This is a genomic window from Desulfuromonadales bacterium (genome assembly GCA_035620395.1).
Taxonomy (GTDB): Bacteria; Desulfobacterota; Desulfuromonadia; order Desulfuromonadales; family DASPGW01; genus DASPGW01.
In genome coordinates this window covers 1-16,446 of the sequence record DASPGW010000055.1, presented here as the reverse complement: position 1 = coordinate 16,446, position 16,446 = coordinate 1, and the positions used below count along the sequence as shown (strand labels likewise).

Annotated in this window: 14 protein-coding genes; 11 read left to right on the top strand and 3 right to left on the bottom strand. The window is 63.1% G+C overall.

Features of this window, described 5'->3' with window-relative positions:
* From VD811_03515 to VD811_03470, 10 genes are all read left to right on the top strand, one after another.
* The coding region (locus VD811_03515; protein ID HXV20046.1) for a hypothetical protein at positions 1 to 205 on the top strand (205 nt) is incomplete at its 5' end.
* Positions 206 to 290: 85 nt separating this feature from the next.
* Entirely contained in the window at positions 291 to 773 is a 483-nt protein-coding gene (locus VD811_03510) for a peroxiredoxin (GenBank protein ID HXV20045.1), read from the top strand.
* A 104-nt stretch (positions 774 to 877) separates the two neighbouring features.
* Positions 878 to 1,342: a hypothetical protein gene (locus VD811_03505; GenBank protein ID HXV20044.1), complete on the top strand. Its 465-nt coding sequence runs from the start codon at positions 878 to 880 to the stop codon at positions 1,340 to 1,342.
* A gap of 37 nt (positions 1,343 to 1,379) precedes the next feature.
* Positions 1,380 to 1,973 carry a hypothetical protein gene (locus VD811_03500; GenBank protein HXV20043.1) on the top strand — a complete coding sequence of 198 codons (594 nt, stop codon included), beginning with the start codon at positions 1,380 to 1,382 and terminating at the stop codon, positions 1,971 to 1,973.
* A 343-nt stretch (positions 1,974 to 2,316) separates the two neighbouring features.
* Positions 2,317 to 4,494, top strand: coding sequence for a carboxy terminal-processing peptidase (locus tag VD811_03495; GenBank protein ID HXV20042.1), 2,178 nt, complete (start codon positions 2,317 to 2,319; stop codon positions 4,492 to 4,494).
* 68 nt (positions 4,495 to 4,562) lie between these two features.
* The gene (locus tag VD811_03490) at positions 4,563 to 5,210 is read left to right on the top strand and encodes an arylesterase (GenBank protein HXV20041.1); all 648 of its coding nucleotides are present in this window, start codon (positions 4,563 to 4,565) and stop codon (positions 5,208 to 5,210) included.
* An 80-nt stretch (positions 5,211 to 5,290) separates the two neighbouring features.
* On the top strand, positions 5,291 to 5,833 hold the full coding sequence (locus tag VD811_03485; GenBank protein ID HXV20040.1) for a THUMP domain-containing protein: 543 nt from the start codon (positions 5,291 to 5,293) through the stop codon (positions 5,831 to 5,833).
* 16 nt (positions 5,834 to 5,849) lie between these two features.
* On the top strand, positions 5,850 to 6,767 hold the full coding sequence (locus VD811_03480; GenBank protein ID HXV20039.1) for a radical SAM protein: 918 nt from the start codon (positions 5,850 to 5,852) through the stop codon (positions 6,765 to 6,767).
* A 346-nt stretch (positions 6,768 to 7,113) separates the two neighbouring features.
* Positions 7,114 to 8,418, top strand: coding sequence for a pyridoxal phosphate-dependent aminotransferase (locus VD811_03475; protein ID HXV20038.1), 1,305 nt, complete (start codon positions 7,114 to 7,116; stop codon positions 8,416 to 8,418).
* Positions 8,419 to 8,526: 108 nt separating this feature from the next.
* Positions 8,527 to 9,894, top strand: a complete 1,368-nt coding sequence (locus VD811_03470; protein HXV20037.1) for a glutamate-cysteine ligase family protein — start codon at positions 8,527 to 8,529, stop codon at positions 9,892 to 9,894.
* A 48-nt stretch (positions 9,895 to 9,942) separates the two neighbouring features.
* Here VD811_03470 and VD811_03465 read toward each other — a convergent pair whose 3' ends face one another.
* Positions 9,943 to 10,392: a gamma-glutamylcyclotransferase gene (locus VD811_03465; protein HXV20036.1), complete on the bottom strand. Its 450-nt coding sequence runs from the start codon at positions 10,390 to 10,392 to the stop codon at positions 9,943 to 9,945.
* Positions 10,393 to 10,631: 239 nt separating this feature from the next.
* Here VD811_03465 and tkt point away from each other — a divergent pair, with 239 nt between their 5' ends.
* The gene (tkt, locus tag VD811_03460; GenBank protein HXV20035.1) at positions 10,632 to 12,641 is read left to right on the top strand and encodes a transketolase; all 2,010 of its coding nucleotides are present in this window, start codon (positions 10,632 to 10,634) and stop codon (positions 12,639 to 12,641) included.
* A gap of 75 nt (positions 12,642 to 12,716) precedes the next feature.
* On the opposite strand, the gene VD811_03455 is transcribed toward tkt, so the two are convergent.
* The gene (locus tag VD811_03455) at positions 12,717 to 14,063 is read right to left on the bottom strand and encodes a DEAD/DEAH box helicase (protein ID HXV20034.1); all 1,347 of its coding nucleotides are present in this window, start codon (positions 14,061 to 14,063) and stop codon (positions 12,717 to 12,719) included.
* Between the two features lie 506 nt (positions 14,064 to 14,569).
* Entirely contained in the window at positions 14,570 to 16,369 is a 1,800-nt protein-coding gene (locus tag VD811_03450) for a M3 family oligoendopeptidase (protein HXV20033.1), read from the bottom strand.
* Positions 16,370 to 16,446 lie beyond the last annotated feature (77 nt).

The window sequence follows — 16,446 nt, the reverse complement described above, 5'->3', positions numbered from 1 at the left end:
GGATTTTTGGCTGATTTTCTGGCGCCTTTTCACCACCTCAGTATCCTTTTTCACCGTTGCCAGCGCCTGCGAGTGGATCGCCTTTGACGACGGCCGGCCGAACGGACGACAAGGTTCCAATCCTCTGTCCCGCCCCAGGTGCGTGCTGACGCGTGGAAAGCAGATCTGTCGCCAGCCTGCAACCGCCTACGGGGATCTGCCCTGACGGTCCGGAAGGCGCGCGCAAATCTGCTAATATTTGCTTCTACGCCAGATCAAGTTGCGACGAAACGAACCGAAAGGAGACGACCATGCCTGGACTTGAAGGGGAAAAAGCCCCCGACTTCAATCTGCAGGGAAGCGACGGCAAAACCCATTCCCTCCGGGACTACGCCGGGAAAACACTCGTCATCTACTTCTATCCCAAGGACAACACCTCCGGATGCACCAAAGAGGCCTGCGGTTTCCGCGATCGCTACCCCCAGATGCAGCAGATGGAGGTAGCCCTGATCGGGGTGAGCCGGGACAGCCTCACGTCGCACGACAAGTTCATCGACAAGTTCGGCCTCCCCTTCACCCTGCTTTCTGATCCCGAGACGAAGATGATGCAGGACTACGGAGCCTTTGGCGAAAAGAGGATGTATGGCAAGAAGGTGCAGGGAACAATTCGCTCAACGGTGGTGATCGGCCCGGACGGCAAAGTACGCAGACATTGGCCGACGGTGAAGAATGCGGAAAATCACCCCCAGGAGGTGTTGGAGTTCCTCAAGTCCGACCAACCCCATGCACCCTGACAAGGTGCCGCCGGCTCGTCTGGCCGCGATAAAACTGGCAAAGATCCTGCAACTCCAACACTGTGGCGTAACGCCGACCACCCCCAGTGAAAGGAATTGCTCTTATGAGAAAAGCCCCGCTGTTTCTTCTCGCAGCCGCCCTGTTCGGCATTTCTCCCGCTCTCGCATCCGACCTCGGTCTCGACCTCAACCTTCATCTCGGCAACCGGTCACCGGCGCCCATAATTGTCGAGGAGCCTCCGTTATTTCTCGTACCCCCCACCCTGGGCTTCCAGGTTGCAGTGGGGGTTCCCTACGACATGTTCCTCATCAGCGGACGCTACTATCTCTGCCGGGATAATACCTGGTACGTAGCCCCCGGCTATGGCGGCCCCTGGGGCGTCATTCAGCATGACCGGCTCCCCCCCGGTCTGGCCAAGCGCAGATACACCGAAATCATCGCCCTGCGCGACGAGGAATACGGACACTACAAGCGGGACCGCGGCCACTATAGAGGGAAGGCATATCGCCCCGGCAAGGCGGAAAAGGCAGGCCACGGCAACGGAAAAGACAAGAAACACCACGATTGAGTAGCCGGCCCGCGGGGGCGGCCAGGGAGATCTAACCATGGAAAAATACCTTTTCGCTCCGTTGCTGGCCACAAAACTGGCCCGGGACGACTGTTTCCGGATGTTGTTTGCGCGTCTGCTTGCCGTGTTGGCCACCCTCATCACCATCACGTCCGTTATCCTCTTCTTCCTCGGCTGGAAGGAAATCTTCGATATGTCCTCCGAGGCGATGGTCGGCGGCATCGTTTTCCAACTGACCTTCGCCTTGGTCGCCTACCACGCGGTGCACACGACCCTGCTTCGGACGGCAGAGGTAAAGCGGGAATCGGATCGACCGGCCTCCATTGCCGTTGCGGCGGTAATTTTCCGGCTGACCGGTGAGGTCTTCGGGTTCGCAGCCGCAACTCTGGGCGTCGGCGGGGGCATCCTTGTCTGGTTCGCCGGACGGGAAGCTGCCCCCCTTCTAAAAACAGTGGCCCTCCTTTTCCCGTTTCTCAAGGCCGGCCCGGCCTCCTTTCTCGGCGGTGCGACCTTGCTTGTCCAGGGGTGGGGATACGGAATGCTGGCCCTCCTGTTCGGCTACCTGCTCGCCGGACTGCTGACTCTGCCTAGCGGCGGTGGCCATACCCGGCCCGCAGCCGAAGAAGCCTGAATCTCCTTTCCCCAGGGTCGCCAGGGTCGGGGAGCAGCATCCGCAGCAAGGGACGGACATCCCGGTCCGTCCCTTGCGCTGCACGCCGTTAACCCTCAATTATCTCCAGCCCTTGTACTCCACCGCCACAGCTCCCGTCACACCTCCGTCCTCCGCCAATCCGTTACCAACCGTGCAGCCACCCCAGACATTACCTTGAGCCGTCATCAGGCATGAAAAAGAGAAGGACGCGGTCAGTGGCGATTAACCCTTCACTTCCGCAAGGATTCCTCGTATCATAGCAGAGTATCTGCCAACCAAATCCCACAAGGAGAGAGCGCGGCCCTTCGCGCCGCCGATCGACATGACGCTATTCAGACTGAAACGCACGCTGCTCGTCGTTCTTATTATCGCCCTAAGTCTGCTTACCCCCCCCTGGCCCGCAGCAGCCAGGGATGCCGGGTTCGAAGCCAATCGGGCCAAGATCCTGAGCTACCTGCTGCGCGAACAGCTCGCTCGCAACCATTACAGCCACAAGGCTCTCGACGATGAGCTCTCGGTAGCCGCCTTTGATCTCTACCTGAAACAGCTCGACGGTCAGAAACGCTTTCTGTTGCAGAGCGATGTGGCCCGGTTGCGAACCCACGCCGCCCGCATCGACGATGAGATGAGTCGGGGGCAGTTTGAGTTACCGCAACTCGGGGCAGCAATCCTCAGGGAACGGGTCATCCGGGCCAGACAGGTGGTCGAGGAGCTGCTCGCCAAGGATTTCGACTTCACTCGTCAAGAGTCCTTTGAAACCGACCCGGCCAAACTGGTTTACTGCGCTACCGAAGCCGAACTGCGGGAACGCTGGCGCCAGGTGCTCAAATACCAGGTTCTCAATCGCTACCTGAACCTGCTGGAGGACGAAACCGGCACCCCGGGCAAGGAAAAAGAGACTGAGCTGCTGGCCAAAGCGCGGGAGAAAACGCTGAAAAGCAACCGGGAGTTCTTCACGCGCGTTCTCGAGGAAACCGTCCAGGACCACCATGATCGCTACTTCGACGCCATAGCGCGGACTTTCGATCCCCATACCGGCTACCTTCCGCCGGCACAGAAGGAGGACTTCGACATCGGTATGCGCGGTTCCCTGGAAGGCATCGGCGCCACGCTGCGCGAGGAAGACGGCTATATCAAGGTGGTCAGCATCATTCCCGGCAGTCCCTCTGCCCGCCAGGGCCAGCTGCACGCCGAAGATATCATCCTCATGGTAGCCCAGGCAGACGGAGAACCGGTCGACGTCACCGACACGCGGCTGCGCGAGGCGGTCAGTCTCATCCGCGGACCCAAAGGAACCGAGGTGCGGCTGACCGTGAAAAAGCCGGACGGCGCCCGCCTGATCATTCCAATCGTCCGCGATGTGGTGCAGATCGAGGAAACCTTCGTCAAATCCGCCGTTCTATCGGACGAAAAGAGCAAAAAGACCTACGGCTACATCAAGATTCCGAGTTTTTACCGGGACTTCCAGAAAACGCGTTCGGGGGAAAATGCCCGCAACGTCACCGACGACCTGCGCGCGGAGCTGGATGCACTCAAGAATCGCAAGATCGACGGCCTCATTCTCGATCTGCGCAACAACGGCGGCGGCGCACTCTCCGATGCCGTCGCCGTCACCGGCCTGTTCATCGAAAAAGGCCCGGTTGTTCAGGTGAAGGACAGCTCCAGTCAGCTGGAAACCCTCGCCGACGATGACCCGACGGTCGCCTATGACGGCCCGCTGGTGGTACTGGTCAACCAATTCAGCGCCTCGGCCTCGGAGATCGTCGCCGGTGCCCTGCAGGACTACGGACGGGCCATCATCCTCGGCAGCAAGCACACGCACGGCAAGGGAACGGTGCAGGCCGTGGTCGACCTCGACCGGACCATTCCATTTCCCAACATGCTCCAGTACGCGCCGCTCGGGGCCATGCGGGTGACTATTCAGAAGTTCTACCGGGTAAGCGGCGCCTCCACCCAGTACCGCGGCGTTGTCCCCGACATCGTCCTGCCGGACAGACTGGGTCATCTCAAAAGCGGCGAACAGTACCTCGACCATTCCCTCCCCTGGGACACGGTGGAAGCGACTGCCTATACCCCCTGGAATCGTCAGCCCCAGGGGAAAAGCGAAATCAAGGCAAAGAGCGCCCGTCGGGTGGCAACCGGAGAGGCATTCACAACCATTTCCCGGGACGCGGCCCAAGCAAAGGAGCGAATGGAAAACACCCTGCAGTCGCTGAACATCAACGACATCCGCCGCGAGCGCAACGAGGCGAAAAAATTGCAAAAGGAGATGCCGGGCTGGCATGAGGAAGAGACTGCTGCACCTGGAGCGCAGAAAAATTCGGCCGCCGGACCGGAGGAAAAACAGCGCCTCTGGTTGCGGGAAGTGAACGAAGATCCTTACACCAGGGAGGCCATGGCAGTTCTTGACGATATAGCCGGCATTGCGCCAGCCATCGCCCAACCGGCCGCCTTGCCCGAAGCGGATCGTTCGATCTATTCCAGACCCCGTCCACGCTAACCATCGCCGGCTCGACCAGGACCTGCCTCTGCGACAGGCCGGCAGCAGACCACGGGCTCAGCTGACCCATGCTACGAAAAGATTGTCGATATACCTGGCCTGGTCGATGGTCGGCTCTGGTGCTGCTCGGGTCGGTTCTGGTGCTGCTGGCGGCAGGCTGCCGGGAGCGACCGCCGCAACTCCGGTCGCTGCCCGAGAACGCCACCGTTCTGGCCTTCGGCGACAGCCTGACCCACGGCACCGGCGCCGACGCAAACGAAAGCTATCCATTCCGGCTTGAACAGCTGATTCAGCGGCCGGTGATCAATGCTGGAGTCCCCGGTGAAGTAACTGCCGATGGGTTGGTCAGGTTACCGCAGCTTCTTGACCGCCATCGCCCGGCCCTGCTCATTCTCTGCCACGGCGGCAACGACCTGCTGCGGCGCATCGACGAGGAGCAGGCGGCGAAGAATCTCCGCGCCATGGTCAGTCTGGCCCGGGAGCGGGGGATCGATGTCGTGCTGATCGGCGTGCCTAAACCCGACCTGAGCCTTGCGCCTCCCGCCTTTTACGCGAGAATCGCCGGGGAATTCGCCATTCCCTACGATGGCGACACCCTTGCCGGCATCCTCTCGGACCGCTCCCGCAAAAGTGATTACATCCACCCCAACGCTCGCGGCTACCAGCATCTGACCGAAGCGGTACATGCTCTCCTGCAGGCAGCCCACGCCCTCTGATCTCCCCGTCCCCGCGTTGCCCTTGCCATTCCCGTCCCCTTCGCTAGACTCAGAATAAAAGAACCGCCAAGGAGCCGCGTATGCGGGCATTCAACGTCGTCGTCACCCAGGCCAGCAATGGCCGCTTCCGCCACCTGCTGCAGGAACTTTCGCCGCACGGAGAATTCCGCAGGACCGAATTCCTGGGCGTCATTATCGGCAGAGTCGAGGATCCAAGGATTTTCCTGGAGAGCATCCGGGAAAAGCGGCAGAAACAATGGATCGCCTTCCAGGACCTGGGCCGGGTGGTGCCCCTCGAACGGGTCTTCGTTTTTCATCTGGAGGAGTTTTCGGTGAAAGCGAAGGCGGCCCTGCTCCCCTATGTCGAGTTTTTGGAGGGCAAGCGATTTTACGTCCGCCTGGAGCGGCGCGGTCTCAAGGGGCAGATTGTCTCACCCGAAGTGGAGCGCGAGCTCGACGCCTTTATCGAACAGACCCTGGCCGCGGCCGGCAGAAAACCGGCGCAGGTAGATTTCGAGCATCCCGATGCCGTGGTGGTGGTCGAGACGATCGGCGACCGCTGCGGTGTCGGGCTGCTGACCCGCGAAATGATGGATCGTTACGACTTCGTGCGGGTGGACTGAGCGCCACGAAAAACGTATGAGCGACCCCCTCGAACCTGCCTACCTGAAGCTGCTGCGCACTGGCGAACTGGCCGAACGAGCCCGCCGCGCCCGCGAACACCTTGAGCGCTGCGACCTGTGCGCCCGCGGTTGCCATGTCAACCGCCTGCTGTCGACCAAGGGGGCCGTGTGCCGCACCGGCGAGCGGGCAACGGTCTACAGCGCCGGCCCGCATCATGGCGAGGAGCGTCCCCTCTCCGGCTGGAGCGGCTCGGGAACCATTTTCTTCTCCTGGTGCAGCCTCGCCTGCGTCTTCTGCCAGAACTGGGAAATCAGCCACCGCGGCGAGGGACGAGAGGTGACCGCCGAAGAGTTGGCCGACCTCATGCTCGGACTCCAGGAGACGGGATGCCACAACATCAATTTCGTCACCCCCAGCCATGTGGCCGCCCAGATCCTGTCGGCCGTGCTGATTGCCGCCGACAAGGGACTGCGGCTGCCACTGGTCTGGAACAGCGGCGGTTACGACAGTCCTGAAGCCCTGACACTGCTCGACGGGGTGATCGACATCTACCTGCCGGACATGAAGTTCGCCGACTCCGAGGTGGCCTGCAGGTACCTCGGAGTCAGGGACTATGCCGAGGTCAACCAGATGGCGGTCAAGGAGATGCACCGCCAGGTCGGCGACCTGGTTCTCGATTCCGGCATCGCCCGGCGGGGCCTGCTGGTGCGGCACCTCGTCCTGCCCGAAAACCTGGCCGGCACCGACCGCATCCTGGCCTTCCTCGCCCGCGAAATCTCAAGGGACACTTACCTAAACCTGATGGATCAGTACCGCCCCTGTTACCGCGCCGACGAATTTCCGCCCCTCGACCGCCGACCGACCCGTGCCGAGATGGCGGCGGCGCAGGCGACAGCACAGAAGTGGGGGTTGAAGAGGCTGGATAAGGGGTGAGGGGCGGGCATTGCCGTACCAGGCAAGGCAGGTTCTCACAGGAAATGGTTGACTTTACCCCCGCCCCTGTGCTACCCAATTCCGACACGGAGCGTAAACACATGACGAGTATGACCCCTACCATTCAGACTTCCAACAACGCGGCGCGAGCTACCATCGCGGCCGCTGCGGCGGCCGCGCGTCCAGCGTCTGCCCGCCGCCGCTGAGGAGCCTTACGGCTCCCGTCCCGCATCAAGGACCAAAGGCCATGGGCAGAACGCCCATGGCCTTTTTGTTTGCGTCACACCTGGGCCCGTCAACAGCGACGGGCCATACCATCGGCATCAACAGAACGGGGAGAAGAACCATGCGCAATAACATCGTCCACATCGGTGCCGGCGAACTGACCTACGAAATCAGGGCCATCGTCGACATCGCCGACAAGCTCAAGGCGCTCGGCATCAAGACCAACATGGAAAACATCGGCGACCCGGTGGCCAAGGGGGAAAAGATCCCCGACTGGATGAAGAAAATCGTCGCCGACCTGGCCATGAAGGACTGCGCCTACGGCTACTGCCCCACCCGCGGCGTGCTGGAGACGCGCCAGTACCTGGCCGAGTTGACCAACAAGCGGGGCAAGGCACAGATCACCCCCGACGACATCCTCTTTTTCAACGGCCTCGGCGACGCGATCCAGAAGGTCTATGGCTTTCTGCGCCGCGAGGCGCGGGTTATCGGCCCCTCGCCGACCTACTCCACCCACTCCTCCGCCGAGGCCGCTCATGCCGGGCAGAAGCCCGTCTCCTACCGGCTTAACCCGGACAACAACTGGTATCCCGACCTCGACGACCTGCGCCTGTCAGTGAAGTACAACCCGGCCATCTCAGGCATCCTGATCATCAATCCGGACAACCCCACCGGCGCCGTCTACCCCGAGCGCGTCCTGCGCGAGATCATCGCGATTGCGAAAGAATACGACCTCTTCCTCATCTCCGACGAGATTTACCACAACATCGTCTACAACGGCGAGTCGACCAAGCCGATCTCCGACCTGATCGGTGACGTGCCGGCCATCGCCATGAAGGGGATCAGCAAAGAGGCCCCCTGGCCGGGAGCCCGCTGCGGCTGGATCGAGGTTTACAACGCCGACAAGGACCCGATGTTCAAGCAGTACGTATCGAGCATCCTCAACTCGAAGATGGTCGAGGTCTGTTCCACAACGCTGCCGCAGAAGGCGATCCCGGCGCTGCTCAGCCATCCCAAGTACCCGGCCTATCTGGAGGAGCGCAAAAGCCGCTACGAGCGCTGCTCGAACATCGCCTACGACATCCTCAAAGGGGTGCCGGGACTCAAGGTCAACCGCACCAACGGCGCCTTCTACATGGCCGTCGCCTTCGACAAGGGGCGACTGACCGAAAAGCAGACGCTGCCGATCAAGGTCAAGGAGGTGCGCGAACTGGTCGAAGGGCTGGTCAGCCAGCCGGGCTGCTCTCTCGACAAACGTTTCGTCTACTACCTGCTCGCCTCCACCGGCATCTGCACCGTGCCGCTCTCCTCTTTCTGCACGCCGGAGATGGGCTTCCGCATTACCCTTCTGGAGCGCGACGAGAAAGAGTTCACCAAAATATTTCAGACCATCGCCGAGAGCGTTACCGCCTATCTGGGCTCCTGAACCCCCTCGTTATCCAGCTTCACAGGGCCGGCCTTGCGCCGGCCTTTTTTCATTCGAGGGGTGCGCCGCTGCGGTCGTTTTTGCCATGGGAAGTGTTATCCTTTCTGCATGACAACTATGCTGAAAACCGAACTGGCCATTCCGGTCACTGCCACCCAGGACCTGATCGACTACCTGGCTCGCGGAGCCAAATCTCCAGATCGGTGGGGAATCGGTACCGAGATGGAGAAACTGGTGGTCGACGCCGAAACCGGCGAGGCCGCTTCCTATCCGCGCATCGAGTCCCTCCTGCAGCACCTCGAGCAGAACGGCAGCTGGCGGGCCGTCCGCGAAGAGGGTCACCTGATCGCCCTGCTGGGGGAGAGCTCCTCCATTACCCTGGAGCCCGGCGGTCAGCTCGAACTCTCCGGCCAGCTCTGCCCGGACCTGCATTGCTGTTACGCCGACTTTGCCCGGCACATCGAGCAGATCGTCGACCAGGCACAAACTCTCGGCCTCGCCTTTCTCGGCCTGGGCGTGCAGCCCTTCACTCCCCTGGAGCGCATCGAATGGCTGCCCAAGGCCCGCTACCGGGTCATGGGCCCCTATATGCTGCGCACCGGCGACCTGGGCCAGGCGATGATGAAGCAGAGCGCCGGGCTGCAGGTCAACCTCGACTATGCCGACGAGGCCGATTGCATCGACAAGTTGCGGCTCTCCATTGTGCTTGCACCCTTGCTTTATGCCCTGTTCGCCAACTCTCCCATCATGGCAGACCGGCCCACCGGCTTCCTCACCACCCGCGGCGAGATCTGGGCCCGCACCGACCCCGACCGCACCGGCCTGCTCCCGCAGCTGTTCCAGCCGGAAGCCGGCTTCGCCACCTACGTCGAGTATGCCCTCGACGTGCCGATGTATTTCATCTTTCGCGATGGCCGTTTTCTCGACCTGACCGGCGAGCGATTCGCCTTCCGCCGCTATCTGACCGAGGGATTCGCCGGACACCGGGCGACGCTGGCCGACTGGGACCTGCACCTCTCGACCCTCTTTCCGGAGGCCCGGCTGCGACCGCAGATCGAGGTCCGGCCGGCCGACAGCCTGCCGCCCCACCTGACCCTGGCGGTGGGGGCACTGCTCAAGGGAATCCTTTACGACCGCGCCGCCGGCGATGAGGTCTGGTCCCTGTTCAGGTTTCAGCGACCGGAAGAACGCGCCGAGCTCTGCCGGCAGGCGTGGCGCTTCGGCCTGAAAACTCCGGTCGGCAACCGGAGCCTGCGTGAAGTTGCACTGGACGTGCTGGCCAGCGCCCGGGCCGGCCTGCAACGACAAAGGCAACAGAACCAGCACGGTCTCGACGAAGCGGTCTTTCTGGAGGGGATCGAGGAGATAGCTGAAAGCGGCATCACGCTGGCCGAGCGGCTGCTGGCGCGCTGGAGCGGTTCACGGCGGGAGAAGGTGGAAGTGTTGATGGACCACTGCGGTTTCCGCCGCGGCTGACGGAGTCAGAGGGCGCAGCAAGCTGCGCCCCCTGCCAAGCGGAACCACTTACGCCGAAGGCGCCATGGTATCGTGCGACTTAAGATAAGTAATGTACTCCGGTGATAGACGATGCGCCTCCGCCCCCCGGATGATGGTCTGCAGATAGGCCGAATTCGGCTTCAGGCCGCCTTTGAACTTGGCCGCACGGTAGAGCACACATTCAAGTTCGCCGCGCGACGTCTGTACGGTCACGGTCTGGCGCCGGTAATGCCCCTTGTCGACCCCTTCGTAGACATCGAGATTGGCCAGACTCGCCTCGGGGACATCATAAACCACCCCTTCGGTCACTCCCCCCTTGTCATCCTTGAGGTCGGCCTTGCCGGTCCCATCCTCGCCGGGTTTCTGAAACGACAGCCGCAGATGGCGCACCTTGCCGGTGCAGACCTTGGTGAAGCTCACCCCACGCGCCGCCAGTGTGGCTTCGTCCATGTTCTCGCCGTAGGCGAAATAGAACATAACCCATACCTCCTTGTGCTGAGTGCGGTCGTTGACAGCACCATCTCGACGGGGTGCCTTACCCGGAAGAGAGCAGTTGTCTGCACCGCAGCCGTTTCAGTTTGCGGGGGCGAAGAAGACGCCCGCACCCGCCAGAGCAATTTTAGCCGAGAATCTGCTCCTGTCTTGCGCGTCCCTTGAAAAATCGCCCAGTTCCTGTTTCAATGGGACGACACATGCCATTCATGCAAGGAGACCCCATGCACCCGCACCCTGCAATCGATCCGGTCCAGGCCGTAGAGAGTATCGCCACCATCCGCCTGCTGGCCGTCGACGCCGTCGAGCAGGCAAACTCGGGGCATCCTGGCACCCCCATGGAAGCTGCCCCCATTGCCTATCTCCTCTTCACCCGGCATCTGCGCTTCAACCCCGGCAATCCCGACTGGCCGGGACGGGACCGCTTCATCCTCTCCTGCGGCCACGCCTCCATGCTTCTCTACTCGATGCTGCACCTCAGCGGCTACGACCTGCCGCTGGAGGAGATCAGGAACTTTCGGCAACTTGGCAGCCGTACCCCCGGGCATCCCGAGTTCGGCCACACCCCGGGCGTCGAGACGACCACCGGCCCGCTCGGCCAGGGTTTCGCCGTCGGCGTCGGCATGGCCATGGGCGGCCGCTTTCTGGCCGAGCAGGTCGACCCTGAGCTGTTCGCCTACCGTGTCTACGGCCTCTGCTCCGACGGCGATCTGATGGAGGGAGTCGCTGCCGAAGCCGCGTCGCTCGCCGGCCACCTGCGACTGGGGAACCTGATCTACCTCTACCTCGACAATCGCATCACCATCGAGGGGGAGACCGATCTCGCCTTCAGCGAGGAAGTGGCGACCCGCTTCCTTGCCTACGGCTGGCACGTGCAACGGGTGGAGGGGGAGAACCTGCCGGAGATCGACACCGCTCTCGAGCGAGCCAAGGATGATGCCCGTCCGTCGCTGATCATCGCCCGCACCCACATCGCCGCCGGTGCGCCGAACCTGCAGGATTCCCCCGAGGCACACGGTGCCCCCCTGGGGCAGAAAGAGGTGCGCCTGCTCAAGGCGCGCCTCGGACGCGATCCGGAGGCCACCTTCGTTATCCCTGAGACGGTGGCGGCCCACCTGGGCGCAGCCAAGGCAAGGGGTGCGCAGCTGGAACGCGCCTGGCGCGCTGAACTGGCCGGAAGGGCCGACGGTGGCTCCATGCTCCTCGCCGCCTGGCGGGAGGCCGCCGAGGGGCGCTTCCCCTCCGGCTGGGACCGGCAGTTGCCTGCCTTCACCCCGGCCGATGGGCAGATGGCGACCCGCAAGGCGAGCGGCATCGTCCTTAACGCCCTGGCGACCCGCCTCCCCTTTCTGCTCGGCGGCTCAGCCGACCTCGCCCCGTCCAACAACACCGAACTCAAGGGACAGAGTGCGTTTCACCTCGGCGGCAGCGGCCGCAACATCCACTTCGGAGTGCGCGAGCACGCCATGGGTGCAGTCCTCAACGGCCTTGCGCACACCCCGGGGCTGCGTCCCTACGGAGGCACCTTTCTGATCTTTGCCGACTACATGCGCCCCCCGATTCGGCTCTCGGCGATGATGGGGATCGCCCCGATCTACGTCTTCACCCACGATTCGGTCGGCCTCGGTGAAGATGGCCCGACCCACCAGCCGGTGGAGCAACTCCCAGGCCTGCGCGCCGTGCCCAACCTCACCGTCATCCGTCCGGCCGATGCCAACGAGACAACGGAGGCCTGGCGGCTGGCGATCGAGAACCGAACCGGCCCGACCGCCCTCATTCTCTCCCGGCAGAACCTGCCGGTCCTCGACCGCAGCCGCTACGCCGCCGCCGAGGGGGTGCGGCGCGGCGGCTACGTTCTGGCCGGGGAGGAGGGGCCGCTCGCCGCCATCCTCATCGCCACGGGCTCGGAAGTCCACCCTGCGCTGGCCGCCCGCGAACTGCTGCAGCAGGAGGGTTTCGGCATCCGGGTCATCTCCCTCCCCTGTTGGGAGATTTTCGCGGCGCAGGAGCACAGCTACCGCGATGAGGTGCTGCCGGCCGCCTGCCCGGTGCGGGTGGCAGTGGAGGCGGCCGCTCCTCTCGGATGGGAGCGTTATGTCGGACCGGCCGGAGCCGTCGTCGCCATGACCGGCTTCGGCGCCAGCGCTCCGGGCAGCGAGTTGCTCAAGCACTTCGGCTTTACCGCCGAGAACATTGCCGCCCAAATCAAGGTGCTGCTCGAAGCGCAAGGTTGAGCGAAGCACCCCGAAAAACGAAACGGGCACCCCCGCGAAGAGGGTGCCCGTTTCGTTTATATCGTTTCCGGTGTTTCAGCGTGCCGACGCACCCTTGCCGCCCGGCTTGCTGCTGCGGTAAGAGACCACCGGCTCCCGGGCCGGCTGCCGGGAACCGGCGGCACCCTTCTTCCCCTGGTAGCCGCTGCTGGCGCCGGCCTTGTCGCGGTCGGCAAACGGGCGCCGGGCCTTGCCTTGGGGCCCGCCGGGACGACGGCGGGCTTTCTCGGCCGGCGCGCGCAGGATGCAGGTGGGCTCCAGGCCCGGCAGCACATGCTGCGGCAACTGCTGGCCGATGAAGCGCTGGATGCGCTGCAGGGCGGCAAAGTCCGTCGCCGAAGCGAGGGAGACGGCTGTCCCCGAGGCGCCGGCCCGGCCGGTGCGGCCGATGCGGTGAACGTAGTCTTCGGCAAACTTGGGCAGGTCGAAGTTGATGACGTGGCTGATTTCCTTGACGTCGAGTCCCCGGGCGGCAACATCGGTCGCGACCAGCAAACGCACCCGTCCCTTGCGCAGGTTATCCACCGTCCGGTTGCGGGCCACCTGGTTCATCTCGCCGTGCAGGGCATGGGCCCGGTGTCCCTGGCTGGAGAGTTCCCCGGCCAGGCGTTCGGCGTCCCGGCGAGTGCCGGCAAAAATGATCGCACGGGTCACGGCCGGTTCGCTCACCAGGCGTTCGAGCAGGCGCTGCTTGTGCTCGAGGTTGTCGGCCACGTGCAGGCGCTGCTCGATCTGCTCATGGGTGGTCTGCTTGCCGACCACCTCGATGCGCGCCGGCTCGTGCAGCAGGCTGGCGGCCAGACGCGCCATGGTGGCATCCATGGTGGCGGTAAAGAGCAGGGTCTGGCGTCCCTTGGGGGCGGCGGCACAGACCTTCTCCACATCCTCCTTGAAGCCCATGTCCAGCATGCGGTCGGCTTCGTCGAGGATCAACAGTTCCAGGCGGGACAGATCGAGGCTTCCCCGGTCCAGATGATCGAGCAGACGCCCCGGCGTCGCCACCACCAGATCAATGGGCTGCGAAAGGTCGCGGAACTGCGGGCCATAGGGGACCCCGCCGAGGATCACGGCGCTGCGAATGCGCAGATAGCGGCCATAGGTGCGGGTGGCGTCCGTCACCTGGGCGGCCAGTTCGCGGGTCGGGGTCAGCACCAGCACTCGCGGGGCACCCTTGGGCCCTTTGACCAGGGTGGCGAGACGCTGCAGGGCCGGGAGCATGAAGGCGGCGGTCTTGCCGGTGCCGGTCTGGGCCGAAGCGATCAGGTCGCGGCCGGCCAGGGCCTCGGGAATGGCCTGGGATTGAATCGGGGTCGGGGCGGTGTAGCCGCAATCGGTGATGGCTTTGAGCAGGGACGGATCGAGTTGCAGGGCGGAAAAAGACATTACGGTTCCCCCGCGTGCCGATGCGGCGGCCGGCAACGTCACCGGCAGGCACAAGATAGCCTGCCCCGGGACGCGGCCAGGCTGCCACGGCGGAACGCTGAACGAGTGGGACGTGCGAACCGCAGGGCCAAACGGATGGCTCTAAAGAGAAGGGCGGCGACAGCACGACACAGACTGGCAATGAAACATCGTCGCCAACCTAGATTGCTGCCGCAGGATCGATAAGGAAGCTGAGCGCAGGAGGGGCCAGTGAGCGATGAAGCACACGGTGAAAGCAAGTGAGTCAATACGGCTCGTGGGCCGTTTCCACCGTGGCGATGAACAGTCTGCGCGCATCATACAGACTTTGGGCGAGAAAACAAGCTATTTTTTCAATACTTATTGAGGCCGGCTTGACGCAGAGACCCAGAATCTCGGAGAAAAGCCGAGGAACTCTTGCGTCTCTGCGCCTCTTCGACTCTGAGTTGAACGGATCATCTGTGACTTGGAAAGCACTTTCGACAAAATTATTCCTGCTCCACGAGCTGCCGCAACTCCCGCAGCAACCCACCTACGAAGTCATACCCCTTCTGCCAGAAGTCCGGGTCGGTCAGATCGATGCCGAACGGTGCCAGCAGGTCGGCCGGTTTCCGGCTGCCACCGCGGGAGAGCAGCTCCAGGAACTTGGGCACGAAGCCGCTCCCCTCCTCCAGGTATTTCTGGTAGAGGGCCAGCACCAGCAGTTCGCCAAAAACGTAGGAATAGCAGTAGAATCGGGCGTGAATAAAGTGACTGATGTAGCTCCAGCCCCAGCGGTAAGGCTCGATCATCTCCACCGCGTCGCCATAAAGCTTCCCGTTCTCTGCCCACCAGAGCGCACAGAGATCGTCGGGGGCCAGCAGCCCTTCGGCCCGCCGACGGTGCGCCGCCAGCTCGAAGCGGGTGAGCACGTTCTGGCGAAAAGTGGTGGCGATAATGTCTTCCAGTTTGGCGCAAAGGAGCTCGATCTTTACCTGCCGATTAGTTTCGCGGTCGAGGAGATACCGGGTCAGCAGCATTTCGCCAAAGACGCTGGCCGTCTCGGCAAAGGGGAGCGGAGCCTGGTAATGGAAGAGATTCTGCCCTTGGGAAAGCGCGAAGTGGACGCCATGTCCCAGTTCGTGGGCGAGGGTGGCGACATCCCGCATGGTGCCCGTGTAGTTGAGCAGCACGTAAGGGTGAAGCCCCGGCAGCATCCCCTGGCAAAAGGCGCCGCCGCTCTTCCCCGGCCGGGGGAGCACATCGATCCGCCGGTTGGCGAAGAACCCCTCGGCCGCCTTCGCCAACGGCGGCGCGAAGCTGCGAAAGGCGGCCAATACTGTCTCTTTCGCCTCGGCGAAGGGAACCTGCCGACTCTCCGTCCCAAGCGGCGCATAGAGATCGGTGTTCTTCATCTGCGGAAGCTTCAGCAACCGGCGCTTGAGGTCGAAGTATTCCCGGGCGACCCCGTAGTTGTTCTCGGTGACCTCCATCAGGCGCTCCACCATGGCGGCATCCGTCTCATTGGCCAGAAGGGTGGGGGTCATGAGGTCGGGATACCGACGCAACTCGACCTCTTTGCCATGGTCGAGCAGGAGGTTGTTGAAGCAGGAGGTGAGCACCAGAGCGTTTTCGGCATGCTTCTCCAGGAAGACGGCGAAGGCTCTCTCTCGCACCTCCCGCTCCGGGTGATAGAGCAGGGCCAGCAACTCTTCTCCGGTTACCTCCCGGGACGCTTCCTCAATCGGCAGGCGAAAGGTGAACTTCAGCGAGGAGGTCAACTCTTCGAAGAGTTGGACGAAGGCTTCCCTGCCTGAGAGGTCCTTGCGCTTGAGCGCCTGCTCCACCTCTTCGGAGAGGGTATAGGGGGCATGCACCCTCACCTGCTGCAGGTAGTGGACATAGGGCGCCACCTCCGAGTCTCTGAACAGGGCGGCCATCCGTTCCTCGTCGACATCCAGCAGTTCCAGCTCAAAAAAGAGGGTTTCCTCGGCCACGGCGCTCCAGACCTCCCGGGCGCGGGCCATGAGGGCCTTGTGGGGGTCCGGGGCGCTGTCGCCTGCGAAGAGAAGTTGGGCGTAAAGATACGGCTTGAGGCCCGCCTTCTGCAGCTCCTCGTAGCTGCGCAGCGCGGCTGCCAGCAATTCTGCGGTGAGGTTTTCCGAACGGATGCGGCCGCGGAAATCGTGGCGGAAAGATCTGCCGCGCTCCCGCGCCCGCTCCAGATCGACGGCCCAGCGGGGGTCGTCAGGGCCGGCATAGAGGGGGGTGAGGTCCCAGCTCAGGTGACTTTCGTCGGTGGGGCTCATGGCAGCTCCTTGGTTTGGATGGCAGGACGAAACCTTAACGGGTAAAGCGCTCCCTGTCAACCTGGCAGCCATTCGCC

Bases quoted from the DNA above. Each gene is read 5' to 3' on its own strand.
- VD811_03510 (HXV20045.1), top strand. From the start codon at position 291: ATGCCTGGACTTGAAGGGGAAAAAGCCCCCGACTTCAATCTGCAGGGA.
- VD811_03505 (HXV20044.1), top strand. From the start codon at position 878: ATGAGAAAAGCCCCGCTGTTTCTTCTCGCAGCCGCCCTGTTCGGCATT.
- VD811_03500 (HXV20043.1), top strand. From the start codon at position 1,380: ATGGAAAAATACCTTTTCGCTCCGTTGCTGGCCACAAAACTGGCCCGG.
- VD811_03495 (HXV20042.1), top strand. From the start codon at position 2,317: ATGACGCTATTCAGACTGAAACGCACGCTGCTCGTCGTTCTTATTATC.
- VD811_03490 (HXV20041.1), top strand. From the start codon at position 4,563: ATGCTACGAAAAGATTGTCGATATACCTGGCCTGGTCGATGGTCGGCT.
- VD811_03485 (HXV20040.1), top strand. From the start codon at position 5,291: ATGCGGGCATTCAACGTCGTCGTCACCCAGGCCAGCAATGGCCGCTTC.
- VD811_03480 (HXV20039.1), top strand. From the start codon at position 5,850: ATGAGCGACCCCCTCGAACCTGCCTACCTGAAGCTGCTGCGCACTGGC.
- VD811_03475 (HXV20038.1), top strand. From the start codon at position 7,114: ATGCGCAATAACATCGTCCACATCGGTGCCGGCGAACTGACCTACGAA.
- VD811_03470 (HXV20037.1), top strand. From the start codon at position 8,527: ATGACAACTATGCTGAAAACCGAACTGGCCATTCCGGTCACTGCCACC.
- VD811_03465 (HXV20036.1), bottom strand. From the start codon at position 10,392: ATGTTCTATTTCGCCTACGGCGAGAACATGGACGAAGCCACACTGGCG.
- tkt (HXV20035.1), top strand. From the start codon at position 10,632: ATGCACCCGCACCCTGCAATCGATCCGGTCCAGGCCGTAGAGAGTATC.
- VD811_03455 (HXV20034.1), bottom strand. From the start codon at position 14,063: ATGTCTTTTTCCGCCCTGCAACTCGATCCGTCCCTGCTCAAAGCCATC.
- VD811_03450 (HXV20033.1), bottom strand. From the start codon at position 16,369: ATGAGCCCCACCGACGAAAGTCACCTGAGCTGGGACCTCACCCCCCTC.